Source organism: Mesorhizobium sp. ISC15 (assembly GCF_037162615.1).
Classification (GTDB): Bacteria; Pseudomonadota; Alphaproteobacteria; order Rhizobiales; family Rhizobiaceae; genus Mesorhizobium; species Mesorhizobium mediterraneum.
Map to the genome: position 1 here is coordinate 1,319,382 of NZ_JAVSPX010000001.1, position 23,531 is coordinate 1,342,912.

General features: G+C 55.2%; 25 protein-coding genes. 8 read left to right on the plus strand and 17 right to left on the minus strand.

Translation table 11 applies throughout. The features are described 5' to 3' along the window. The first annotated feature begins 32 nt into the window (after positions 1-32). Positions 33-179, plus strand: a complete 147-nt coding sequence (locus RPG13_RS06580; RefSeq protein ID WP_337124672.1) for a KTSC domain-containing protein — start codon at positions 33-35, stop codon at positions 177-179. 372 nt (positions 180-551) lie between these two features. On the opposite strand, the gene RPG13_RS06585 is transcribed toward RPG13_RS06580, so the two are convergent. Both RPG13_RS06585 and RPG13_RS06590 read right to left on the minus strand, forming a co-directional pair. Further along, a complete protein-coding gene (locus RPG13_RS06585) occupies positions 552-737 on the minus strand; it encodes a hypothetical protein (RefSeq protein WP_337124673.1) in 186 nt (61 codons plus the stop codon). Beyond that, on the minus strand, positions 734-925 hold the full coding sequence (locus RPG13_RS06590) for a DUF3606 domain-containing protein (protein ID WP_337124674.1): 192 nt from the start codon (positions 923-925) through the stop codon (positions 734-736). Before RPG13_RS06590 ends, RPG13_RS06585 begins: the two co-directional genes overlap by 4 nt. Before the next feature lie 188 nt (positions 926-1,113). Here RPG13_RS06590 and RPG13_RS06595 point away from each other — a divergent pair, with 188 nt between their 5' ends. Further along, positions 1,114-1,944 (plus strand): ATP-dependent DNA ligase, encoded by an 831-nt coding sequence (locus tag RPG13_RS06595; RefSeq protein WP_337124675.1) that lies wholly within the window; start codon positions 1,114-1,116, stop codon positions 1,942-1,944. 152 nt (positions 1,945-2,096) lie between these two features. Here the strand turns inward: RPG13_RS06595 and RPG13_RS06600 are convergent, their stop codons facing one another. Then, positions 2,097-2,324 carry a hypothetical protein gene (locus RPG13_RS06600; protein WP_337124676.1) on the minus strand — a complete coding sequence of 76 codons (228 nt, stop codon included), beginning with the start codon at positions 2,322-2,324 and terminating at the stop codon, positions 2,097-2,099. A gap of 1,062 nt (positions 2,325-3,386) precedes the next feature. Here RPG13_RS06600 and RPG13_RS06605 point away from each other — a divergent pair. Continuing rightward, complete coding sequence (locus RPG13_RS06605; RefSeq protein ID WP_337124677.1) at positions 3,387-4,283, plus strand: ankyrin repeat domain-containing protein; 897 nt, start codon at positions 3,387-3,389, stop codon at positions 4,281-4,283. A gap of 249 nt (positions 4,284-4,532) precedes the next feature. On the opposite strand, the gene RPG13_RS06610 is transcribed toward RPG13_RS06605, so the two are convergent. Further along, a complete protein-coding gene (locus RPG13_RS06610; protein WP_337124678.1) occupies positions 4,533-5,027 on the minus strand; it encodes a VanZ family protein in 495 nt (164 codons plus the stop codon). A 485-nt stretch (positions 5,028-5,512) separates the two neighbouring features. Continuing rightward, positions 5,513-6,220: an SOS response-associated peptidase gene (locus RPG13_RS06615; protein ID WP_337124679.1), complete on the minus strand. Its 708-nt coding sequence runs from the start codon at positions 6,218-6,220 to the stop codon at positions 5,513-5,515. Between the two features lie 314 nt (positions 6,221-6,534). On the opposite strand from RPG13_RS06615, the gene RPG13_RS06620 reads away from it, so the two are divergent. Both RPG13_RS06620 and RPG13_RS06625 read left to right on the plus strand, forming a co-directional pair. Beyond that, a complete protein-coding gene (locus tag RPG13_RS06620) occupies positions 6,535-6,717 on the plus strand; it encodes a hypothetical protein (protein ID WP_337124680.1) in 183 nt (60 codons plus the stop codon). A 78-nt stretch (positions 6,718-6,795) separates the two neighbouring features. Continuing rightward, entirely contained in the window at positions 6,796-7,095 is a 300-nt protein-coding gene (locus RPG13_RS06625; protein WP_337124681.1) for a hypothetical protein, read from the plus strand. Positions 7,096-7,245: 150 nt separating this feature from the next. Here the strand turns inward: RPG13_RS06625 and RPG13_RS06630 are convergent, their stop codons facing one another. The 7 genes from RPG13_RS06630 to RPG13_RS06660 form a co-directional block, all read right to left on the minus strand. Beyond that, a complete protein-coding gene (locus RPG13_RS06630) occupies positions 7,246-7,536 on the minus strand; it encodes a hypothetical protein (RefSeq protein ID WP_337124682.1) in 291 nt (96 codons plus the stop codon). Positions 7,537-7,553: 17 nt separating this feature from the next. After that, a complete protein-coding gene (locus tag RPG13_RS06635) occupies positions 7,554-7,691 on the minus strand; it encodes a YHYH domain-containing protein (protein ID WP_337124683.1) in 138 nt (45 codons plus the stop codon). A gap of 529 nt (positions 7,692-8,220) precedes the next feature. Continuing rightward, complete coding sequence (locus RPG13_RS06640; RefSeq protein ID WP_337124685.1) at positions 8,221-8,550, minus strand: hypothetical protein; 330 nt, start codon at positions 8,548-8,550, stop codon at positions 8,221-8,223. 68 nt (positions 8,551-8,618) lie between these two features. Next, complete coding sequence (locus RPG13_RS06645) at positions 8,619-9,044, minus strand: hypothetical protein (protein WP_337124686.1); 426 nt, start codon at positions 9,042-9,044, stop codon at positions 8,619-8,621. Between the two features lie 203 nt (positions 9,045-9,247). Further along, on the minus strand, positions 9,248-9,550 hold the full coding sequence (locus RPG13_RS06650; protein ID WP_337124688.1) for a hypothetical protein: 303 nt from the start codon (positions 9,548-9,550) through the stop codon (positions 9,248-9,250). A 307-nt stretch (positions 9,551-9,857) separates the two neighbouring features. Further along, entirely contained in the window at positions 9,858-10,163 is a 306-nt protein-coding gene (locus tag RPG13_RS06655; protein ID WP_337124689.1) for an ArsR/SmtB family transcription factor, read from the minus strand. Between the two features lie 311 nt (positions 10,164-10,474). Continuing rightward, positions 10,475-11,125: a recombinase family protein gene (locus tag RPG13_RS06660; protein ID WP_337124690.1), complete on the minus strand. Its 651-nt coding sequence runs from the start codon at positions 11,123-11,125 to the stop codon at positions 10,475-10,477. Positions 11,126-11,412: 287 nt separating this feature from the next. Between RPG13_RS06660 and RPG13_RS06665 the strand changes: the two genes are divergently transcribed. Next, the gene (locus RPG13_RS06665) at positions 11,413-12,687 is read left to right on the plus strand and encodes an SIR2 family protein (RefSeq protein ID WP_337124691.1); all 1,275 of its coding nucleotides are present in this window, start codon (positions 11,413-11,415) and stop codon (positions 12,685-12,687) included. Beyond that, the gene (locus RPG13_RS06670; protein WP_337124692.1) at positions 12,684-14,420 is read left to right on the plus strand and encodes an ATP-binding protein; all 1,737 of its coding nucleotides are present in this window, start codon (positions 12,684-12,686) and stop codon (positions 14,418-14,420) included. The genes RPG13_RS06665 and RPG13_RS06670 overlap by 4 nt, the downstream gene beginning before the upstream one ends. Before the next feature lie 146 nt (positions 14,421-14,566). On the opposite strand, the gene RPG13_RS06675 is transcribed toward RPG13_RS06670, so the two are convergent. From RPG13_RS06675 to RPG13_RS06695, 5 genes are all read right to left on the minus strand, one after another. Beyond that, on the minus strand, positions 14,567-15,379 hold the full coding sequence (locus tag RPG13_RS06675; protein ID WP_337124693.1) for a hypothetical protein: 813 nt from the start codon (positions 15,377-15,379) through the stop codon (positions 14,567-14,569). 1,329 nt (positions 15,380-16,708) lie between these two features. Then, a complete protein-coding gene (locus tag RPG13_RS06680) occupies positions 16,709-17,728 on the minus strand; it encodes a hypothetical protein (protein ID WP_337124695.1) in 1,020 nt (339 codons plus the stop codon). Positions 17,729-17,795: 67 nt separating this feature from the next. Continuing rightward, on the minus strand, positions 17,796-18,362 hold the full coding sequence (locus tag RPG13_RS06685; protein WP_337124696.1) for a hypothetical protein: 567 nt from the start codon (positions 18,360-18,362) through the stop codon (positions 17,796-17,798). A gap of 3 nt (positions 18,363-18,365) precedes the next feature. Then, on the minus strand, positions 18,366-19,607 hold the full coding sequence (locus RPG13_RS06690) for a hypothetical protein (protein ID WP_337124698.1): 1,242 nt from the start codon (positions 19,605-19,607) through the stop codon (positions 18,366-18,368). A 257-nt stretch (positions 19,608-19,864) separates the two neighbouring features. Further along, positions 19,865-20,443, minus strand: a complete 579-nt coding sequence (locus RPG13_RS06695; protein ID WP_337124700.1) for a DUF2272 domain-containing protein — start codon at positions 20,441-20,443, stop codon at positions 19,865-19,867. Positions 20,444-22,280: 1,837 nt separating this feature from the next. On the opposite strand from RPG13_RS06695, the gene RPG13_RS06700 reads away from it, so the two are divergent. Further along, the gene (locus tag RPG13_RS06700) at positions 22,281-23,450 is read left to right on the plus strand and encodes a hypothetical protein (protein ID WP_337124702.1); all 1,170 of its coding nucleotides are present in this window, start codon (positions 22,281-22,283) and stop codon (positions 23,448-23,450) included. The last annotated feature ends 81 nt before the right edge of the window (positions 23,451-23,531 follow it).

Consider the following 23,531-nt stretch of genomic DNA (forward strand, 5'->3'; position numbering starts at 1 on the left):
GATCCGGAGCGCAAAGTCCTTTGGTGTGGTTCGTGGCCAGCGGCAAACGGTACGAGTTTGAGGGCGTGCCGCCGGAGACCTTTGCCGCGTTCAAAGCCGCCTTTGCCAAGGGCCGCTACTTCAACGAGCACATCCGCAATCACTTCCGCTACCGTCTGGTTGGACCGGCGGTCGACTGAGCAGCATCAGCGGACGATCTCTTTTGGCAGGGATGCGGCTCATTCGTCGTGGCCGTCCGGCCGGCCCTTTGCGAGCCAAGGTCGGACATCGGAACGAAAGGCGGATTCGCGAATTCTACTGCTAGATAATCGGAATCGTCGCCCATGAGACTCGCGACCCTCCACCTTGAAACTGCGAGATACGGCGACGTATATCGCGCCGCAAGGCTTGTGCGGCTGAGGCACCAAATGATCCGGCACATCAAGCGCACTGACGCCTCGGCTCAAAAAGTCGAGCAAGCGCTGGCTAGTCTGGCCGAAGCAAACGCACCCATGGACCGGCTCGCGCGGCATCAGTAGGGCCCGCGCTCATGCGCAAGATGCCGCACTCTTTCAATTCACAGGCTGCAGCGGTTGATGCTCTGGTTTCGCGTGATGAAGGACCTGGCCAAGATCGCGCATGTCGAAATCTTGTCCGCACACTGGACAATGTTCGAAATGCTCCGCCTCGGGCTTGATTGGCTGGTCGTGATCTCTGCCCTTGAAGCCCGTGCCTTCGTTGTTGGTCCGGTATCTCATTTCTGCGCCTTGAGCGCCCTCGCAGGTTGTGTCAGGGCAGCCCGATTGTTGCCGATCGTCCTGATCAGATCGCGGACCTGGTCCGGCGTGATCCCCATCTCTAGGGCAAAATACTCCACCTCGTAATTTTCATCGGCAGAGACACGGTTGCGGTCCCGGAAATCTCGCTTGGTCTTGTCGTCGGCCATGTGGTGCTCTTGGTGAGCTTCGGATCGATGGCAACGCCGGAAACGCGGTTTTGTTGCCGCAGCCTGCGGAATTTCGTCCATTCGCACTAGCTAATATAAGGCTGCCGCCTAGAATCACATGAGTGCGTAAAATTGTAAGTACCGTTACCGGCCGGCTGCGGTTCATCCCCCCGATGGAGCCTAAGTTGGTGGCCAAGCCGCCCGAGGGTGACAACTGGATTCATGAGATCAAGCTCGATGGCTACCGTGCCCAGGTGGTCATCAACAGCCCCGAGGATATTCGCGTCTTTACCAAAACCGGCAAGGACTGGACGCGCAAATATCTGGGCATCGTGGAGGCCGCGAGGGAGCTCGCCGTCGAGAACGCCATCATCGACGGCGAGGCGCTCGTCACCAACATTGCCGGCATGCCCGACTTCAATGCGCTCCAGAATGCGGTCCACAACAATCCCTATGCCATGTATCTCTGCGCCTTCGACATTCTGCACCTGAACGGCCAGGATCTGCGCGACATCGGCTGCGAGTCGCGTCGCGAAATTCTCTCCGGCATCATCAAGCCAAACAGCCGGATCCAGTTCAGCGAGGCTATGCCTGGCGACGCCAAATCGATCTTCTATCTCGTCGAGCAGGTCGAGCTTGAGGGGATTGTATCGAAGCGTCCCGACAGCAAATATCGCAGCGGCCCGACCTCGAACTGGCTGAAGACCAAGAGCTTCACGGTCGACGAATTCGAACTGCTGGGCGTCGAGCGCGAGCCTGGCAAGGCAGCCTTCGCCCTTTTGGGACAGCCAGGAACCGGCAGGTATGTCGGCTCTGCATTCATCACCTTGGGCCGCGACATGAAGGAGCGGCTTTTGAAGCGGGTCCGGGAACACGCCGCGCCGCCGCCGGAGGGCATGAAGAAACGGCCTGCAACGCAGTGGGTCGGGCCTGGCGTAAAGCTGCGCGTCAAGCATCTCCGCGGCGACCACAGCCACATACGCCATGCAACGCTGCTGGGTTTTGGTGACGAGGAATAGGGTTGCCAAGAAAAGAACCCGCGCTCCTCCTCCGAGCGCGGGCCGACCGGGTTGCAGCACCCGATCTGCAGCGGGCTGGGCTAAGCGGGGGGTAGCCCACTGGTCCCAGATAACCGTTAGTAGCTACTAATGTTCCGCGTTGGATGAGCGGCTTATTGTTCTGCAGGAATCGGCTGGTGCTCCGGCTCGGCATGTTCAAACACCTGCCCCAGGTCGCGCGCGTCGAATGTCTGCCCGCAGACCGGGCAGTGGATGAAATGTTTCGATTCGTCGTCTACGGGGCCGGCGTGCGGCTTGCCTCGGTGGCCGGTCCCGAGGTTGTCAGTTCTGACCCGCTTCATCTCTTCGGAGCCATCTGGCACCCGCTTGGCAATCGTCAAGGGCGCGCGATTCCGGGAGAAAAGTTGATATGCTAGCTCTCGACCTCTCGCGCCGACGAAGGTTTGCCTTTAAGCATTCGCTGATGTCGAGGACGCCAAAAAACAAAACTGGGTGGACCCGTCCGCGCGAGGAGTTAGAGCAGGCCCTGACGGACCAGGTCGCTTTTATGCGAGCATCTTGCTCTGCTTACGACCAGGGCCACCATGCGGAAGCGGCGAGACTTGCCACATCGGTCTTTATGATGGTGCACGACGGATCGCAGCAACAGTGCTTGCTGACGCAGCTCAAGCTCCGCGCGGGGCTTAGGTTCTCAAGCTATGCTGCTCCATTGAACCCGGCCCACCCCCTCGACTACCTGCCGCAGCCCTTGGCAGTATTGATAGTTACTGGGGGTGCAAAAAGCGGTTGGGCTCCGACGCTTGACCAAGGTCCGAGGCCGGAGAAAAAAATACAATTTCACGAGTGGTGGGAGAAGGAACTTGTATTTCGCTCTCCGAGTGGACAGTCAATGAACCGGCGACGGCTGGTCTTTTCGTTGCGAAACCAAGATGGAGGCGGGCACGTTGATCCACAGTTGACGGATGAAGCCTACGTCGAATTCTCCCGCCATTCATTGTGGTTCGAAAACATTGATGAAATGACAGTTATGATGAACCAGGGCGGAAAGCCAGGGTACTCTCCTATCCGTCCGCTTCCCCACCTTCCCACAATGCGCCAGATAGCGTTCGAGTTAGACCGTACACTCACCCTAGCGGCCATCGCATAGCCGGGATTCTGGCGCCGGCTTGGCAACTGTCAAGGACGGGTCAAAACCCAATTAATCTGAACGACCGAGTACGACCCATTCCAGTCATCCACGGTCACTCGCGCGACCGCGCAAGTTGACCCCGGATGGGACCTTACGGCCCGGCCAGTAAGGACATAGCCGGTCTTCCTGAAAACTTTCATTCTTTCACCATTCATTGAGCCATCGATGGCGCTGTCACGATCAGGGATTTTGAGGTAGACTTTGCCGTCTTGAAATCGTGCCGGGTCCTCGGGCTTGCCTTGGGAGATGCGAAATGCGCGGGTTCTTGCTTTTCATTCCGCTACTGCTTGTACACATCCCGATTGTATCTCACGCCGCCGCCATTCACGACGCCGCGAAAGAGGGTGATGTCGCGGCGATTATGGCAGCGCTCGACGCAGGTGCCGGCGTTGATGAGAGCAATGGGCAAGCGACACCACTCTATCTTGCGGTCAGGGGCGGGCATTTTGCGGCGGCAAAAATGCTCATTGAACGCGGTGCCGACGTCAACGCCGCCCCAACGCCGGCTTTGGGTCCTGCCCTCATGCCGGCTTTGGCAAAACGCAGGATCGATTTGATCAATCTGTTGCTGGACGGGGGCGCAAATCCAAATTCGAAGCGCAGCCGCGAAAACGCTATCCACATCGCGGTCAATCTCGGTTGTTTCGACTGCGTGAAGGCACTGGTCGAGGCCGGCGCGGACGTGAATGCGAAGACAAAGGACGGCAAGACGCCGCTCCATCTGGCAAAATTCAAGAGGCAACGCGAAGTCGCTGACTATCTCATATCGCACGGCGTTGTCTTGCCAACACCAGCTCCCATCTCGATGAAGTTGGCTGCTGCCGATGTCGAGAAAGGCCGAACCTACTTCACCAGCGTGTGTGCCGGTTGTCACAATGCCGCGCCACAGGGAGCGATCAAAGCGGGACCTAACCTGTGGAGCGTCGTCGGCCGCGACAAGGCCTCTGTGGCAAAAATGCATTACTCCGACGCTTTGCTCGGCTGGGAAGGCGTCTGGACGTATGAGGATCTGAACAGATATCTCTTCGGGCCTATGCTCACCACGCCGGGCGTTTACATGGAGACGCCTGGTGTACCGGACGAGACTGAACGGGTCGACCTGATCGCATACTTGCGCACACTCAGTGACAAGCCGATCCCGCTACCCTGAATCGATGATCTCTTGCGCAACTCCTACTACGCGCCTGCGTCGGCTAGTTTGCTCAAATAGCCACCTCGGTGATCCTAAGGGGCCATCGGCCCAAAGGGCATCGGCCGCCAATGAAAAGGGCTAGCCGGTCATCGAACTATTTGACGGGTTTTGGCGCGGCCAAGCCGATCCGGCAGTCAGCTGGAACGTCTAAGTTCCACCCCTTGCGGACATCGAGCTTTGCCTCGGTGCCGGCGCCGTGCCGTGCCACTAGAAGGGCCGGCCAGCGCGCATCATGGCGCGTGCGATCGCCAGCTTGGCCTCGACCTTGGCGTTCTCCTTTTGCATCATGTTGTCTGCGGAGATCAGCCGGCGTAGCGAGCACATGATCTCTCCACGGGCCCAGCCTGCTTCCAGCATGGAATCGACGATCGCCTGAAAGCCTGGCTCCATGGCCTTCTGACACCCGACCTCGCGACCAGGATATTCGCCAGGTCGCTTCGGCGGATTTGTTACCCGGTGCCGCCTTGTCCAGCTTGCGATTGTGATCCCGCACGCCATGCCGGCACAGTCGGCAATCCAGTCGAAAACATCCGAACCGCGACCTAGCAGTTGCGCGCCCTGAACAACTTCAATCGCCACGCCCGAAAATGCGAGGAGAACAATCAGCTTTGCCTTGTGTTTCGTCCAGCCGACACTCGCCAAGGCCGCCAAAACGGTGAATGCGGCGGCGTGGATGAGCTTGCCATGATGGGTGAAGGTCACTCCCCAATTCCGCAGGAGCCACCCCGGGAAAAGAGTGAGCAGCAGGAGAACGCCGGCCAACGCGGCAAGGAAAGCAACCCTTGCCACGATCGGATATGAGCCTGCGCGCAACAATATAGGACAGCCCTTCATCCGAAGTTTGCAGACGCCACCGCCAGCACGAAGCGGTCTATAGCTGGGCCAGATTGTCAATTTCCAGCGGATCGGCGCATCGGCCGAATAGATGAAGGCTTTTGAAGCTGCGGCCAAAGGAGGCCAAGATGCTATTCGCACGGTCTTGGCGGTCTGATCATCCCGGCTGCCTCATAGATATCGCTCGCCTTCGGCGCGGTGCTCGAAACAGAACCAGTGCGATGGTTGCCTCGGCTTGGCAAAGCCCCATCCCGCATTCTTGCTACAGCCTGGATGCTCGCATCTATGGTGCTGAATGCCAGGGCGCGTTCTATTTCACCGGGAAGGCGGACTTCGTCGCTCATCCTACGTCCTCAAAGCAGTGTGCCCTGCGCTGGTGCCTGCTGCGGCACCTTAATTTGCGTAGCAGGCTTCTCGACAATCACAAGAGCATCATCCGGTGCCGTTCGCTGTAGCCGTTTTGCTTCCGACCATGGGGCGGTCAGCCACGTTTCTGTTTCCTCTTGCGTGGTCAGGATCACCGGCATCGCCTTCTCGTGGATAGGCGCGATCAGGGCGTTCGGCTTCGTGGTCATGAAACCATAAACCTCATGATCGCCGGGGCCTTCCTTGACCTTGCGCACTCCCTGCCAGCGCGTCCACAGGCCGGCGAAGAAAAACAGTGGACGGTCCTCGTTGAGTGCGAACCAATAGTTCCGCTGAATGCCACCCGTCTCGGGGTCCTTGTCGCCGGGCGTGGGGCTGGGCTCGGCGAAGCTCGTCACTGGGACAACACAGCGGTGCTCGACGCCGACATACTGTTGCCAATGGCCATAGTGAGGGTTGCGAATATTGGTGGTTCCGGAATCGGCGTTACCCCTGATGCGCTCCAGCGGGGTCGGCATTCCCCACCGTAGACTGGCCAGTTCGCGTGCGCCGTCGGCCGCATTACGCACAACCGGGGCGAATTGGTTGGGATAGATATCGATCGACGGTTCAAGATTGCCGGTGATGTCCCGCAAGGTGCGTGTCCACTGGCGAATGGCCTCCTGGCTGGTCGTGATGTTATAGAGATTGCACATGCCGTTGCCTCAGTTGCGCAGGATCTCGGGGACGCTTAGCGGGCCAAGATGCCCCTCTGCTTTTCCTCGGGCGTTGCGCCCCTGGCGTTCATGATCATGTCCATGACTGCCTCCTGTGAATGTCTTGCCAACAGTGAACGAAATGAGAACATCGGAGTCAAGAGCCTCTTGACGAAGCAGGAATATGTTCCTTTTCTAAGGGGATGGCGCACGATCTAATCGACACGCTTGGCAAGGCGACCCGGCACAATATGCTCGTCAAAGCGGAATGCAGTTGCGGCAATGTCCGCTACTGCCGTTCAGCAGACCTCATGATGGTCTATGGCGGCGGCGCCGACCCGCTGAAACTCAAGTTCGATTGCAGCCGCTGCAAGCCGCAGATCACGATCACCCTGCTCGAAGTGCATCCCGAGCACCTTCCCAAGCGATTGATGATCCACAAGCCGATTAAGGTCGACGGCAAGATCGTTTGGCACACGGAAAGATTTCGGGGATGAGCACCATCACTGGAACATTCTTTTTGTCCGCAGGTTGGTTTATGAGCGCGTTCGTGCGCTTAACAGAGGAGAAAGAATATGAAACGGATACTTCTGGCCTCGGCCGTGTTGGCGCTTTCCACCGGGCTTTCCTTTGCCCAGACGACGAGTGGAACTTCGGGCGGAACTTCTACGACAACGACCACGACCACGACCACGCCCAACACTGATCAGGGAACTGACACCACCACCACCAGCGGCACGAACCCGAACTCGGCCAAGGATTGCGCACCTGGCCAGCAGACCGGCAGCGCGCAGGAGGCCGCCCCTGGTCAGCAGGACACGGACGCCAAGACCGCCGCCCCCGGCCAAATGAAGAAGACCACCGAAGATTGCTGATTGGCCACGGAACAGTAGAGGGCTAATGCGCCAGACAAGGGGAAGGCCGGCGCCGCTTGGGGGCGTTGGGGTAAGATTTGCCTGATGGGGTCCGCCCTTGGAAAGTACCGACCATGGCGATTCAAGTAACTTCCGTGACCGCGGAAGACCTTAGGCGCTGCCGTCTGTTTCGCTTTCCTCGTCGATCGTTCTGACTGGCAAATAGACGTTGGTTTCCAGCCATTCGCGCAGCACGATCTGAATGAGGTCCGACCGGCCAATTTTCATTTCGGCCGCGATGGAGTTGAGAGCGTCCTCCGTTGCGGGCTCCAGCGGCACGCCTGAGACGTTTCTAAGGATCAATGCAGCCCGTCGCAGGATGATCTGCAGATCCGGCCGTGACATATCGGCGATACGGTCGGCGGCGCTTTCAAGCTCTTCCGCAACAGATAGGCGGGTCATTCAGAGGTCGGTCACCTTCAGTGGCAATGATAGTCGCCTGTCTTGTGGTTCTTGTGGCAACCATTGCTGTCCGTGCCGCCGCTATGCGCGTATGCGTCGGCGGCAAAGCTCGATAAGATCAACGCCGCCAATGCGGCCAGAATCGCAGATTGCATTTTAGCCCCCCCTTAATTGAGCCGCAGCAAAACATCATTGCAGCGCCGGCACAAGCGCCCCCGCCAGGACTCGCGGAACGCTTCCCCGCTGCCCGAACCAGCGGCCGCCCTAAACGCGCGCTGGCGACGCGCACGCCGCCCTATATCGGCGCCATGAGCACACGTGCTGCTGTAGCCCGTTCAAAAGCGCGACCGTCGGTTGATTGCCAAACCTTATGTTAGTGCGTCTAATCTGCCGTCCACATTGGGGTTTTCAAAATGCCGCACGTGCCCGCGCATGCCGATGATCTTGTCGTTGATCTTCTGGAAGCCGCGAGATGTCTCTAGCAGCTGACGCCGGATGAGATTAGGGGGGTTCTGCGAGATGCTGCCACCGTCCTTTGCGAGCTGGTTAACCCCGACTGTCCGCCCGAAGCTCGGGAAGCAGGCTGTCAACGAAGCCCTCGCCGAATTTCACCAGGCCTGCGAGGGCGGTGACGCGCCAACATTTGCGGTCGAGCGTTCGCAATAGGTGCGGACTGCCCGAATATCAAAACGTCGTGCAGTTCACGGTGTTGCCGAAGCGGTTGCAAGTCGTTGTTTTTGGCTTACTGTTTTGCATGTTGGCAAAAGCCGCATTTGCTCTGGCTGATGCCCTACCGCGAGACGAAATAGACTCATTTTGGATGCATTGGGCCATGGCTGGGGTTCCAGGCTCGAAGCCGTAGGAGACGCATCGGTTCCGAAAATAGGTTGCCTGTTCCGCCTGCGGTGTGGTGGCAAACCAAGCCGGCGAGCCAGGCATCCCGAGGCCCGAACCGGAGCATCCGCTTAAAAGGATGATCGCAGCCCCCGCCGCAAAAACATAGCGTTTGCGCATGGTGATTTCCCCCTGCGCACACTGAACTTCAAAAGCGTCAGATCCGCAAGGGGCGGCTATCGCGCAAGCTACCTCGGCAGCAGGTCGGCTCGCTCAAAGATCAGGGTGGCGCCGTCCGCAGTGATGAACGCCGCGACGGTTGGGCCTTCTTTCCCAGGAAACTCGATTTGAACAAAGCCAGCCTGACCTTCCGTAGTCGAGAGGCCGTATTGCGGGTGCCCATGCACGAAAAACTCGTTGGCAGCGAACCGGACATCGAACATCGCCAGCAGCGAATCTGCTTCAGGAACGTTCACGAATTCGACGGCAACGTCGATATCAGCGGGCTTAACGACATCTTTTGGCCGGCGCAGACCAGACCGCCGGGAGCCGAAAATCCAGGCTCGGCCTATTCTCTGTTGAGATCTAAGGAACGCCAGCAGTCCATCGAACTCCAAGTCTGTCAAATGCAGATCGAAGGCCCCGGGATTCCTCGGCGGTAGGTCGTAGCTCACTTCGCTTCGCTGCCGCACGGGTGGCGGGCCGTTGCCTACTTTAATCCATGAACTTCTCTGACCATTGAATGCAATACGCGATCGATGAGTTCTTCCGTTATTTCGGAGATCTTCTCGATGCGAAAATCCATGGTAGAGTTTCCTTGATTTCTGCCGGCACCAGCCACGATAGACGTGTACCCCGGATGATGGCTTCGAAAAATCTATCCCGCCTGCACAGAGCCCGTGCTCATCCATACCCGAATTTGTGGCACACGACGCAACGTAGGATACGAAGCCCGTTCGCTGAAATCGCCAGTCGTCCCATCCTCAATGTTGAGAATGATGCTGTCTTTCCATGCTTGTTTCGCAGCATTAAGGCGCGGCATGAGTCGTTCCCTCAATTCAGCCGCTGCCGCGTTGATTGCAGCCAGCTCGCTTGCCGCCTCGTCTGCTTTAGCAGCATCAGCATTGGCTTTGTCGAGCTGAGCATTTTCCAGCATCACTTTAAGTTTGTCGTCGGCCACAATGTTCCCCCATGTCGCGCGCATGTCGCGCCGCCCTGCAAGTTAGGGAGATGGTCGACCAGGCCTTAGATTTCCGTCTTCCGGAATCATTAGCCACCCGCTTTTGACACCTTCTTGGGCTTCCGGCCCAAGGCCGATCTTCCTTGCCATCGCCGACCGAGATGCAGCATAATTTGGGCCGACCATCGGGTAATTAGATCAGCCGGCAGACCACACGTCGCGCGATATTCCTCCGGGCATTGGCCGTAGCTATCATCTGGCATCTGCAATCGTAAACGGACGATCAGCTAAGGTCCGCCGATCACCGTCAGTGTTGCTTTTGCAGGATTTCGCACAACGAAGTGATTGCTTCGTCGATTCCGTGTTCGTTGCGTTTGTAGAAAACATGCGTCCCGATCTTCGTGGAACAGACCAGCTTGGTCTCCGTGAGCCAGCGCATATGTAAGCTGACCGATTCCTGTGTGATACCGAGCCGGTTGCAAATCATCTTGTTTGTCAGGCCGGTCTGCCGAGCGTCTGGAACCTCAGGAAAATACAGTTCTGGCCAGTTCAGGTAGTCCAAGATTTTGAGCCTGCTCTCGCAAGCCAGCGCCTTGATGATTCGTGCGTCCACCGTCGACCTCCATCAGCTACGTTCTGATGGGCGGCGTTATCCTCAACCAGACGACTATCGACAACGGCTAAACGTGGGCAGATTTTGCGAATAGCGACAACTACAGAAAGGGTTTTCAGTCCGTGTCCGGACGCAGCAGGCCCACAACACGACGAATGGCAGCGTATTCCGGTTTGTTACGCCTTTCGTCAGAACCATACCGGCAGATGCGACACTTCATCAGTCGGTGTTGGATAGGTTCGCGTTACCTGAAATGCTTCAGTATGTGCTGAGGCCTTATCGCCCCGAGGGACTGCGGCATCACGAGAAGGTCAAACAGTTTTACGAGCCCGGCCAGCCGGCAGACGGGTGACAAAGCTCTTGACTGTTTGAGCATGAAACTGCTTGCCGGTTGGGCTTGTCGCACAGGTCTCATTCAGCCGGCGAGCTATCTCTGAGTACGACATTGTCGGCCATCCAGGAGGCAGGAAGCTTTCTATGTGGTTGGCAAATGCAATGGCACTTTGTCGGTTTGCTTCGGCCAAGACCGTCCCATTCCGACCAAGGATCGTTCCTCTGCGCTTCGCTTGGGCAAGGGCTGCTCTCGTTCGCTCAGATATCAACCGCCGCTCTTCCTGTGCTAGGGCGGCAAAAATGTGCAGCTGGAAGTCGGTCGCATGGGGCATTTCAGCGACGACCAGCTGAACGCCCTTTTCCATCATAGTGGCGATGAAACTGACACGACGCGAGAAGCGGTCGAGGCGGGCAATCAACAGTGATGCTCCCGCCTTTTTTGACGCGACCATCGCTTTTGCCAGTTCAGATCTCTGATCGTTCCTGCCAGATTCCACCTCAACGAACTCTGCGACCAGCGACCCATTGGCCTCGACAAACTGCCGAACCATCTGCTGCTGTGCCTCTAGACCGAGCCCAGACCTCGACTGCTTCTTCGTGGAAACCCTGTAGTAGCCAACATATTTCATGGAGCCCCGTCAAACATAAACGCTGGTTTATGTTTTAAGGCCTCCTCCAAATGGGAAGCTCAGGCTACAAGGACTGAAAATTCTATCGCTATCGGATTCCCTAGCTCGGCGTGTGCGAGCCCGGGCTTGTGCTGCCTCGCAGAACTGAGCCTAGAAATGCGGGCTTTCCAACATTCTATGGGAAGACTAAGCATGTCTCTGAGATGCTGTTAACTGGCAGTTAGCTTGATGAACTTGTGATTGATCTGGATATCTATATAGTGTGCCACTAATAAATTGGGGGCGTTATGGTATTCTGGAATGGGCGACCCGCAGCTGCCGCCAATCTTCGACTCCTCAATACAAACGTTGGGTGGAAGAGATACGAGGATACCGTTGACCTGGACGGCAAGACGACGTTCTTCGGTGCTAACCGGGAGGTTGAACTTTCGTTTGCGACCGCATTGAACGCGAGCAACCTGTTGCTTCTTACTGGGGCTGGATCTTCATTTTGCGCCCGCAATGCTCAGGGTGCAGCTGGTGCTCCTGGTATGGGCGATCTCTGGGATGCTGTGGAAGCGAAAGTCACAGCGCCCGGTATGGCTGAGGTAATAGCTCTCATCCCAACTGCCGCTGGGATCGGAAAGAACATCGAAAAATTGCTTACGCTTTGCAAATTGTATGTGTCGCTCTTCCTAGATGCCAACAGTAACAAGGTGGAGGCCTTCATCAAGGCTGCTGAGAAGGCCATTCTCGCACGCGTCGACTTTGTCGGCTCAACGACGGATCTGACCAGTCATCGATCACTGGTGCGGAAGATTGCTCGTAGAGGAATTCGGAAGCCAAGGACGAAGATTTTCACCACGAACTACGACTTATGTTTTGAATATGCCGCACAAGGCCAGCAATTCGTCATTGTCGACGGTTTTTCTCATACAACGCCTCAGGTCTACGATCGTGCTCATTTCTCGTACGACACCGTTCGGCGTGGAAGTGCTGACGATGCTCCGGACTATATCGAGAATGTGTTTCACCTTTACAAACTGCACGGTTCGCTGGACTGGCGTCGGGGATCACCTTCCATCATCCGTAGTCGCACAGAGGCTGACGGATCGCCGGTTCTTATCTTCCCGCGAGACACCAAATATCAGGAAGCGTTTGAGACGCCGTATCTGGATATGATGGGGGCATTTCAAACGGCATTGCGAGAACCCGACACGGCCCTAATTGTCTCTGGATTCGGCTTTAAGGACGATCACATTTCAAAACCGATTATGGCCGCGCTCGAAGCCAACATGGGTCTGCGCGTTGTCCTATGTGATGTGGCGTTCATCAGTGACGCGACCTTGGAAGCCGAACCGGATGTCGTTCCCAAGAACGCCCCTCGCATGTTCGCCAATCCGTATTTTGAGCAGTTTATTGCTATTGCCGAACAGGGCGACCCACGGTTAACGCTGCTGAACGGACGATTCGAGGACCTGGCTCTTGTAGTCCCGGACCTAGTGTCACAAACCGAGCGCGAACGACACGCCGAACGAATGATAGCGGCGCGGACGAACGCAGCGAATGGGGTCTTTGCTTGAGCAAGGCCAGCCTTATTGATCCCGACAGATACCTTGGGACCGTCACCTTGGTTGGCGCGTCGGCTGTCCAAGTCAACATGCCTCGTGCCACCGCAAATCCAGAACGGCGCGCGCTGTCTCGCGGGGCAGTTGGGGACTTCGTTTTTGTAGATTGTGAACTGGTCAAATTGTTGGGCAGGATCATTGAAGCAAAGATACCTGATGCGGAGCGACTTGCCGTTGAACCCAGCTTGGGGAGGGTTGAATCGACGAATCCGATTGGTAAGATTCAGCTGCTGGCCTCGGTCGATCAGCGAACCAGCAGACTTTTGCGTGGCTTGAAGGAGTATCCCCGAATAGGCGACGCGGTCTATCTAGCCGATCCATTGTTATTGGGTCAGCTATTTGCGAACGCTCTCAATACCACAGGGCAACTGACTGTAGATATCGGCACATTGAGTGCTGGTTCAAATGTCATGCTGCGACTGCAGCCGGAGCGATTGTTCGGCCGGCATTGTGGAATATTTGGTGCAACCGGTGGCGGCAAAAGCTGGACGGTTGCCTCTGTCGTCGACCAGATAAAAAAAGTAGGGGGCAAGGCAATTCTGTTTGACCCGACGGGTGAGTTTGCGGGCATCCCATCGATCTCAAAGCACTATGCGTTCGATGCTGCTGAAGCCGGTGCCGAACAGGTTCATTTTCCTTATCGCAAGACAACCGAGGACGATTTATTCGCTCTGTTTCGCCCTGGGGGGCAGAGTCAGGGTCCAAAGCTCCGAGAAGCTATTAGAAGTCTCAAGCTGGTGCATGCGCTGGGTGGAACTTCACAGACACTGACAATCTACGAGCAGAGGTTGTTGACTAAGAGGCAGAGACCGAGGGCGGCATTTTATACCGCAGTGGGTGCCAATGCAGCGGCCCTGCACAGTCCTTATTGCGCATTCCAGATTGAGGACTTGCCGGAACAGATTTCGGCAGAATGCATCTACAGCTCTGATTTCGATATACCGGCCAACTTCGGCAAGGTGGATCAGCAGGCGGTTGGCCATTGTGAAAGCTTGATCTCGCGTATTCGGACTCTTGTTCACTCGGCAGAGTTGGCCTGCGTTTTTGCGACGAACGGCCCATCGCTTGCTGACATTATTGATCAATTCATCGCCACCGATGATGACGATATTATTCGCATATCATTCAAAAATGTTCGTTTTGAACACAATACCCGCGAGATTCTGATGAACGTGATTGGCCGCTATCTTCTAGGCCGAGCCAGAAGCGATGTGTTTCGGGATCGACCCATGATAGCCGTTCTGGATGAAGCTCACCAATTTCTCGGACGCACGATCGGTGACGAGTACGTCAGTGTCAAGTTGGAGGCTTTTGGCTTGATCGCCAAGGAGGGCCGCAAATATGGCCTTACGTGTGTTCTGGCGACGCAGCGACCGCGAGATGTCCCAGCAGACGTGCTGAGCCAACTCGGGACGTTCATCGTTCATCGGCTGACGAATGACGAGGATCGAATGGCGGTGGAGCGCGCATGCGGTGATCTCGATCGCAATGCTGCGCTTTTCATCCCCAGCCTCGCCCCTGGTGAAGCAATCATCATTGGGCCGGGCCTACCGGCACCAGTTCCGATCATGATTCAAGAACCTACACACCCACCAAATTCCAAAGGCCCGGATTATGCCACCTTCTGGCGAGACCGCACCGCGGTAAAGGCCGCCGCAAACGCGGGCGCAGCGCTGGCAGTGGACTAGCGTTTAACAGCAAGAATGGGCGAACGCGCTTCAATCGTGGGTTTCGCGGGGTCGCATGATCACGTTTTCACGTCGGCTCCTCAGACGCCTTACGCGAAGCTGCACCTTGCAGGCTGGCTCAGATGACCAAGAAATCGGTAAAAGGCTTAAGCTTTGGCACGAACGGATTCGAGAACATCCCAAAGCCGCAGTTGGCCAAACGCCCAAACAGCAAGCCCTGTCTTATCCGGCTCAGTTCGCGAAATTTCGTCCAATATAGAGACCGCGTCCACAGGTTCAATTTGCCTCCGGAGCTTGGCGCAAAGGTACGCATAGGTTGCTGGATATTGCATGCGGATAGACATCCACGTCTCGGCCGATACCTCGTTCATACGCAAAACAGTCTTACCAACGATCCATCCCGCAACCCAACGAGCCATAAAATCAGGCAATGCTCTAGTCAAAAGCTGCAAGTCGCCTTGGTAAGCTATGATTTTCGCGGCACGCCAATCATTGTTTTCTGTCCAGTATTCGAAGATCGCGTTCATATCCATTAGCAATTTATCTTGTGAGATTGCCTTCAACCACCGACTCCCGACACCAACTCCGCCGCGCCCGCGCCAAAAATCTAACACTGAGACTTTTGTTGGTGGGCTTAGAGTCTCAAAAATGCGGGATAGCAAAGCGTCCGCTCGACGCCGGGTAAGCGTGTCCTTTTTCTCGAATTCGAATAGCAGTTTTTCCGCAACGTCATCGAGGGCCGAGCCTGCGTCTATAGCGGCTTTGACCAGTCGATTCCGAACCACTCCATGTACAGGCATTTCGTCGGCGATCGTTTGAAGTGCCGCCTTGGAAAGTTCGTCGGATGACATGCATGCAGCATATGCGTGTGCCAGACTGCCCCATACGTTGTAAGGGCCTACGTTCTGGATGCATTCACGCAGACGCTGAAGTTTAGTCTCAAAAGTTGGCTCGTCCATAGTGATCCCGCCGGAATAGTAGTTAGAAATTACTTGGTGGTGTGAAATGTCCATAGTCGGATGACCGACGAGAGATTTCAGCACAAGAGCTAACTACCCAGTGTTCTTTCAACCTCTCGACCGCAAACCTGGGCGCATCGTCACCTTCACCGGCCTGGAGAAAATCTATCAAAGGTCTCCATCAGACGTTCGGCGATGCGTTTGTCCGTGACGAGGTCGATTTGATCGTCGTCGGCATCGAGCTCCAGCTGCCCAGCAGCCTGTTCCGCGAGAGCAGGATAACATCGCCAGCCAACGGCCTGTTGAAACCGATCGCGCTCTACTTACGTGCCATTTCGACGCCACTCCGTTTGACGAGAGGTAAGGCTCGCCAAGGCAAACTCAATGGGCAGCAATAGCGAGCGGCCGTGTGCCGGAACCTGCGTCTTAGATCGCCTCGCGACTTGACCGAAGCAGATGGAATCGATCCTGTCTTATCGAGGGCGTTCGTGAAAGGCCTAGACGGCGATCCATAAGTTGTCCAACGATCTGGCAGGGCATTTGACACCTTACACCGTCAGGAGGGCAGCTGCCCCCCAGCGGCTAACAGTTATTCTTCGATAGAAACGGCCACCGCCTTCGCCAATCAGATCGCCAACAACTTCCACAACGATCGGTTGGTTCAAATCACCAACCTTACTTCCCTCCTCGAGCTCGATTGCTAATTCCGAGAATGGGGGCCTCGATGCGCGGTCTTCCCAACCGTCGATCGTAAAGCCGTAGTCACCAACGCTGGTAGACCCCTGGTTCTCGTTGCTCCGAAGTATGCTTCGAGCTTCGTATGATTTGCCTGCCATCTTAAACTGAAGGGGTCGCAGGCTGAGAGATCGACGGTTCCAGTTCACGATGCGTACACGCAAGCTAAGGTATGCTCTTCTTTCAATGTCGAAAGTTGGCGCTGCGTCACCGAGAACAAACCCGGTCTGGCGTCTTTGTTCGCGCAACTGGCCGAGGAGCGGCCCGATCGCAAGGACAGCCGCTAACGCAGCTGCCCACCCACTCGTCGCAGAGATCCACTCGCGTACGCAGTGTTCTTCTCTACCTACGATGCACCACGAGTATTCTGCCAACACGGAAGCTGACACAAAGTAAGCCGCGAACCCGCCAAGAAGCGGTCCAACCATCAAGGTCAACCAGAAAACGTATTTGTCATCTCTCATGACACATCAGATAGCATGGCGTCTTCTGCTCTGACGAGGACGGCGTCAGCATCCGAATCGGCTCCTCCATCATCGTGTCTTTAGGATAGCGGCAAGCTGCCGATCAGAATGTTTGATAAGCCGTCAAAATCTAGGGAAATTTGGCGCAATCTGCATAGGAATAAACATTATATGGGGTGATTGGTTCATTATCTTTCGGTGCAAAGCCGCCAAGAAGGTCTGCGACGAGTCCTCCATAGCGCCTACCCTGTGCTACAGCATACTGTTCGGTTTGGTAGACTTCCTGACGAAATGCGGGAATGACAACCATCTGGACGGCGCCATCGCTGACCGTCTCATACGGCAACTCAATCTGCCCAGCCAGCATCAAAGGGAATGTCAGCCGACAGATTGAGACACCGTTAGAGCAGGCAAAATCACCCTTTGCGGTCCAAGCAGCCTTGTCACCGTGATATTCGGTTAGGTTTACTTTGCCAATCTGGGCGCCCTCGGTGAACTGAAGTTCCTGATATGAAGTGGGGCTTTCGTCCCTATTCAATTTCGACCGGTAGCGCCGAGAATTGAATTCGCAATCTAGTACTGGTGCAGAGGCGCTTTGACCGAGCGACTGCCCTTCAAGCGCCACACAAGCATTTTTCCAATCGACCAGTTTATTGCCATCACCTGCCTGGGGCGCCAAAGGGAACCGTTTCCCAGCAACAATGAGGGATGCACCTTCCCCGCTCTTATCTGTCAAAGCTTCGAAGAAGGCATCAATGGATCCGAGGCCAAATGTAACGATCCACCCGCCATCCATGTCGTTCGAATCTACGCGAACCGAATTGACGGCTAAATCGACGATGGCGGAGCCGCCTGACAACTTAAGCTGAGCCTTAGCCTGGCCTCCTGTTCCAATGATCAGGGACGAGGCGACTTTCTCGACGTTGCCGGAGAAGATTGTGAATTCCGGATCACCCCCGGATGTCTTCTCGCATGAAAGGCTATGGGAAATGCACTCTGCTACTTCGTCGCCTGTGCAAGGGCTTATAGACACCGAAGTTTGAGGTGGATCATCGCTTTCAGAAAAATATGAGAACAGTTTTTCGCAGCTGGCCGGGGACGATGAAAACACCACAATTAAAGCGGCCGTCCAGCCAATAGCACGCATCATCAGCCCCACTGCTAAAAATCATACACTCCGGCGACGAGACTCCAACACTCATCAGAGTGGTATTGCTTCAGGTAGGCTTAACTACCCGAGACCTTTGAAACACCAGAAAGAGGGCGATGACGCTCGAAAGACTTAAGAAAAAGGCAAGCCAAATCGATGTCAGTGCCGTTCGGACAACAGCGATTGACATTCGCGTCCAAATCACAAATTCATTGAACTGGGCCGCTCGAAGCTCTTCGTATCCAATCCCTTGGCATTCCTTTCCGTAGGTAGCAGCTGCCTTTGTTGTGCACTCGTACCCAACAATGATGTATTTTTGCGCCCCGCCAACCGACACCGCAAAGATAGAAAAGAGAAAAATGTAAAGTAATAAAAGAATGCAGGACGCTAACGTCATCACAATAATTGCTTTAGTGACCACTCGTCGCTTGGCACTATAATACAGTTGGAAAGAAAGGATCAAGCCAATCAGCTGAAAAACTGCTGTCATAAGCGCAATGCGGTTGGGCCACGGTGGCGCGACACCCGCAAATGCGGCAAAGAAAGGGATCGACACGCTTGAGACGCCAGCCCAAAGCGCAAGGCTCCGATACTCAGCCAATACTTCCTTGAACGAATCTAATCCTGTGGCCATGGATTACTGCTTCCGAACAACATATTTCTGTTCATCCTCTCCCCCAGAGTTGAACAACTCGATCTGGCTTGTTTGCGTTGAACCGTCTTGCCATCTGGCACGATACCTATACATTCCGTTTGGAAACGCACTGCCTTTCAGCGCCTCGAACCAAAGATCGCATTTGGTATCCAACGGATCAACGCCCGTCGACGTACAGAAGTCAAAGTTGAATTGCGAAATGAGCCATAACCTTCCGTCAGGCGGGTCTAGGAGCATCGAGTTCACGCCGAAATAGTCGCCACCGCAGACACCACGGGCATCAACCTTAGGCAGATCTGGATTTTTATTACGGCGGTAAAGTTCGAGCTCAAGCACTGCGGCCTCTGCATTGGGATAAACTGCCTCTTGGGCATCGTGATAGCTATACCCAGGGTTTTCCCGAGACAGTCTAAGGAGAGAGCTCAATGACGCGCGAGTATAGGCATCCATCACGCGCTCAATGATCTCCGGCGGATACCCGATTGTAATAAACGATTGTTTATCGTTTTCATTGTCGGCTATTCGTTGTAAGTAATCGTAAATGAATTTGTCTTCACCGCTAGAAAAATCCGGTAGATCATAAGCGGAAATCACGCAATCGCCAATTCCGAGCCCCTGAGGAAATATTCCCGCGATCATCGAGCCGATTATATTGTTGCTAACGTCACTTCCGCTTGGGGGAAGGCGCCGTGCAAATTCCGGAATCAACCCTAAAGGGTCTCTAAGTATTGCCTCTCGTATTGGGCTCTCTCTATCCCAGAGAGGCACTTTCTCGCTGGTGTTGACAGCCGATGTGAATACGTAGTTGAAAACGAACTCTCGGAGAGAGTTCTTATTGGACGCACACCCATTTCTATCCAGGTAAGGTTCGTTTCCACGGACAACGATCTTGCTAGGAGTGTAAGTGCCTTCAACTTGGAATGAGGTTTTGGCACAATTCTTACTCACATAGACAGGCATCAGACCGACGATCTTGTTTCCGTCAACGTTAGCCACGAACCTTATTGGGTTATCAAAACGCAATCCTGAGGAGCCTGACTCGAGCGAGAACTTGAGTGTCGGCCCAGATCGCTCAAGAACAAGGGGGTAATCTCCCGCGTCCTCGTGCCAAATTTGGGCTCCAGCCGGGACGCCGACAGCGACTTCAGGCACGCAAAGCACAAATGATGTTAAGAGGACTAGTCGTAACACGTCCGCCCTCCTGGCTTGGGCAGAGAAGGTCATTCTATAGCCCTTCTCAATGGTTGGAATGGATAGGTGATCCCGTGCCAAGGCGCCGCGGCCACAGCAGGATTCCGGCTCCGGCGGTCGCCGCGCCGGCGAGGAAGCGCTTCCAGTGTTTCCAGCGCTCCCATTGGTAGAACCAGTACTCGCACCGAGGCCCTCCACTCGCGGAATGCGTTCCGTTGCGTCTCTTCGTAGGCTCTGTAGTCCTTCCAGCCTCTGCTGCCGCTCATCCGCCGAAGCTAGGGAAAGGAATGCTACTTCAAATTCTCGATGACGCACATGTATCGATGAGGATCGGTGGATGGCTGCCTTATGAGACCGCGGGCCGAAAGGCGAACAATCTTGTCGCCGACCGAATCTGCCTCATTGCCTCCAATCGTTCGCACGTATCTCCCATTTCCGTCGATGCCTTCTTCTACGACTATGGCCGAATGGGACTCGTAGTCATTGTGCGCGGCCGCATGGTCGAAGTCGAATGTGTTTCCGCCGCGGTTGTTCTGAATGATGTCACCGATCTTCGGGGCGTACTGGTTCAAGCGCCGGCCGCGAAAAACCCCGACATTGTTCTGCGCATTCCGTATCGCAACAAATACGAACCGCGCGTGCGCCGCCGCGAAATGAAATTCAGAAGCCGTCGCCCCTGACGATTTCACGAAGAACGACACGAAAACCGCCGACCAGGGGGTGCCGACGCCTGGAAAGTGAAGTCCCACCTCCGTCCAATATTTTCGAATACGGTTCGACATCCTCGTCGTTGTTTCATTAAACCCATGAAATTGGTCGAAATCCGCCTCCGCCAAGGAGGCGATTTTTGCTGCATAAGTTGTTGGCATCGCTTTCCCCTCCCGAAAATAAATTATTCTAAGCTAAATTAGAGACTTCGGCAATACGGAACACCATTGACCCTGCATTTGCATTTCAGGAGTAGATCCGACGAGCAAGTTTTCCAAGGATATCTATGCACGTTGGCGAACGTGGAATAGCTCGACGAGGCGTAATTCGAATCACGATCGGTTCGGGGAAATCACCCGAATGACGTCGATGTGATCGCCGCTGATATCCGCGGCTTCAACCGATGGCTATCGACAATTTTCTCAGCCCGATGCCCGATCATACTGCCCATTTCGGCCACAGCGCAGGATAGTGTCGCGGCGGCTCCTCGCCATGGTGTTAGCGAACGCTGCCCCGGAAGCAAACCGTGATGCATGTGAACTGGTGGTCCGCGGCTCGACCGCCGGACCGAGCCGCTAAGTCACCATTTCCGCCACCTAATCCTGGGGCGATCAAACAGCAGGTCATCAGTTGTAGGTCCCTGACAACGTTAGTGGCTAAGCTAGGTGCGTCGGGGTCGTTGGCCTTCCGATGGGATACCACGCAGCCTCCGGCGGATGGCGGTCTCTAACCATCGCCTCGCATTGTCTCAACAGCTTCAAGTTCGGCCGAGGATCGTCCTCTTTGGAAAGTTCACAGAACCGGGCCTCGGAAACTTCAAAGGTACTGGTTAACTCCTTGTCTATATCCCCATGACGACGAATTCTGCTCACCAAGATAAGCAAATTCGCATAATTATCTGAGTGGCCGACATACAATCTAGTAAGACGTTCGATGCGCTTGTTTAATTGAATTATAGGCTTAGCTACAGCGAGCAAGGCCGAAGCGGTCGCTAACGTGCCCCAAATCCATGGCCCATATGGCTTCTCAGACCCCAGATTGTTAAGGCAGATATTCCGCTGCCTGTCGTGCCTATTGCTATCAAAATCTCCAGTATGTCGTTGCATCGCTGAGTCGATGACAAAGAGCGACCGTAATATTCCCTGTTCAAAGCGCTTCTGCAGAGGAGGTTGTATATTTCCGTAAGTATGTCGGCAGAAACCGAATCTGTCACTTCCTAATTCCCCTTGCACGGCGGTGGGCAGAACCCCCAAGGCCGCTCTTCTACCAAAGGTCGATTGCCCCCGCCGAAAATGGCGCCTGGGTTACGAAGAAAAGAGTTGTCGCCGCCCAATGGGGAGTTCTCCATCGCAACTCCCGGTAGTACATGCTGCATCTGCGGCGGGTTTGTTGATGTCTCTTTTGAGAGATATTGAAGGATGACCGAGCACGGAGCGTCGCCTAAGTGACCCCTGCACATCAGCCCCTGTTGGGGATCGTTGTATAGTACTTGGAGATTGTAAGGAAAGCGGTCATCCTGCGCGAACGATGGGGAAGCCGCCGTTAAAACAGCTGCAAGCAAGAAAGTGGTCGAACAAAAGGCGCTACGCGAGGCACCCACGATTCCTCCTCCTTCACACCTTCAAAGATAGCAGAGCCAGTCAAAGTCATTTCAAGAAATTTTCAACTACTAGAGTCCTATTTATCACGTTGGCGCTTTCGTGAGAACGGAATCTTTGCCGCAGTGCCAAAGCACTAGTGGCCTTAACGACCGCCTTGGAAAAAGCAGCCTCGTACCTCGAAATTAATGCGATACGATGTTAGCACGAGTGGCCCGCCAGCCACGAGGGCGGGTGGTCAAGGAAAGCAAGCTCCATGTGGCCGCCGTCGCAGAGACACGAGACGGGCTCATCTGCGCGACCGCGCTGACACACATCACTGGCGGTGATCATGCTTGCAAACCGGGTTGACATGGACCAACCTCATGTTTCCAGACCGTGGGGGGATGACATGAGACGAGTGAGCATTTTACTGAGGATAGTCGTTGGAATCAGTTCTGTTCTCGTGGGAGCGGCGACGGCGGAAGCCCAGGTCGATTGCAGTTCGTTCGGACGCTTCGGAATTTACGATTACCGGTCGGAGGCGACCGATGCTACACGGGCCTCCTCCTATAGACGATTGTACTGTCAGCAGAATTTTGAGAGCGCGCAGCGTGCCCGAGACTTCAACGCGTCTTTGGGCGCCACGTTACCACTGGACGGCGTTCCGGTTCCGTTCGACCTCGACATCCAGCAGTCGGATTCAGATTTCCAATCCTCGTCCTCTGAGTTTTGTGACGACACGTCTTATGCTCAGGACGATCGAGTAGTGACCGAAAGTTTCGTAAGGGCAATAAATCCCGCGATCATAGCACTTATGCAGCGTTGCACGGAGCTAAATGCGAGCGGACTACACGCATGGCTGATCCAGCACTCCGATCCAGAGTCCTTCGAATTTCGCGCCATTTTCAGGCCGACCGGTGTCACTCAAGAGGCTAGGGTATTAGATTTTATACCGGAGAATGCACTGTGCAGAGCCAAGCCGAGCATCATTACGTCAGCCGGCTTTGGCACTAGGTGTACAAGAATAGATTTACTTAAATCCACGGTAATTACTTTCAATACGTCTGAAAAAAACCATTGGCAGGGCCCAAATGAACTTGCACCGCACGTTCCTAAATCGGATGTGGTGGTTCTAACTTCTTATGTACGACTCGACGAATTGCCCATTATAGGCGGCACTCTTCCCACGACAGTTGGCGGAATGGGAGCGCTTTCTAATGCGCAACGTCGAGACGGGACACCCTTTACCTGGGGAATATCGATGGACTCGCAGACTAGCGGGCCAGGGACTGTGGAATACTCGTTTGGCGGGCAACGCTTTACTTTTCTCAAGTTCGGCGGCCTGTCGCAACTGATCGACAGCTGTCACAATTCGACACTAGGCTCAGTGCAACTGGTAATCCAGGGCCGTCTACCGAACGACAAACTTGTCCCGTTACACGCCGCGACAGTAGCGGGGAGCGGGTGGCAAGCATTTCCTGACATAAAAATCCCAAAGCTCAAGTCGTTGCTGTTAACCGCTGACCACGCTGGAGATAGGCACTGCGATTCCTTGGCTCTCATCACTCCGATTCTTCAACTGAATTGAACGACGTACTACGCGCCAACCATGCGCCATTTGCGGCCCACAGCGCCATTCGGTTCCCGACCTCTATACCTGTCAGCCCGC

Bases quoted from the DNA above. Each gene is read 5' to 3' on its own strand.
- RPG13_RS06590 (WP_337124674.1), bottom strand. From the start codon at position 925: ATGGCCGACGACAAGACCAAGCGAGATTTCCGGGACCGCAACCGTGTC.
- RPG13_RS06690 (WP_337124698.1), bottom strand. From the start codon at position 19,607: ATGACCTTCTCTGCCCAAGCCAGGAGGGCGGACGTGTTACGACTAGTC.
- RPG13_RS06635 (WP_337124683.1), bottom strand. From the start codon at position 7,691: ATGCAATCTGCGATTCTGGCCGCATTGGCGGCGTTGATCTTATCGAGC.
- RPG13_RS06620 (WP_337124680.1), top strand. From the start codon at position 6,535: ATGGTCTATGGCGGCGGCGCCGACCCGCTGAAACTCAAGTTCGATTGC.
- RPG13_RS06625 (WP_337124681.1), top strand. From the start codon at position 6,796: ATGAAACGGATACTTCTGGCCTCGGCCGTGTTGGCGCTTTCCACCGGG.
- RPG13_RS06630 (WP_337124682.1), bottom strand. From the start codon at position 7,536: ATGACCCGCCTATCTGTTGCGGAAGAGCTTGAAAGCGCCGCCGACCGT.
- RPG13_RS06605 (WP_337124677.1), top strand. From the start codon at position 3,387: ATGCGCGGGTTCTTGCTTTTCATTCCGCTACTGCTTGTACACATCCCG.
- RPG13_RS06680 (WP_337124695.1), bottom strand. From the start codon at position 17,728: ATGATGCGTGCTATTGGCTGGACGGCCGCTTTAATTGTGGTGTTTTCA.
- RPG13_RS06685 (WP_337124696.1), bottom strand. From the start codon at position 18,362: ATGGCCACAGGATTAGATTCGTTCAAGGAAGTATTGGCTGAGTATCGG.
- RPG13_RS06675 (WP_337124693.1), bottom strand. From the start codon at position 15,379: ATGGACGAGCCAACTTTTGAGACTAAACTTCAGCGTCTGCGTGAATGC.
- RPG13_RS06615 (WP_337124679.1), bottom strand. From the start codon at position 6,220: ATGTGCAATCTCTATAACATCACGACCAGCCAGGAGGCCATTCGCCAG.
- RPG13_RS06665 (WP_337124691.1), top strand. From the start codon at position 11,413: ATGGTATTCTGGAATGGGCGACCCGCAGCTGCCGCCAATCTTCGACTC.
- RPG13_RS06640 (WP_337124685.1), bottom strand. From the start codon at position 8,550: ATGCGCAAACGCTATGTTTTTGCGGCGGGGGCTGCGATCATCCTTTTA.
- RPG13_RS06695 (WP_337124700.1), bottom strand. From the start codon at position 20,443: ATGCCAACAACTTATGCAGCAAAAATCGCCTCCTTGGCGGAGGCGGAT.
- RPG13_RS06660 (WP_337124690.1), bottom strand. From the start codon at position 11,125: ATGAAATATGTTGGCTACTACAGGGTTTCCACGAAGAAGCAGTCGAGG.
- RPG13_RS06585 (WP_337124673.1), bottom strand. From the start codon at position 737: ATGAGATACCGGACCAACAACGAAGGCACGGGCTTCAAGGGCAGAGAT.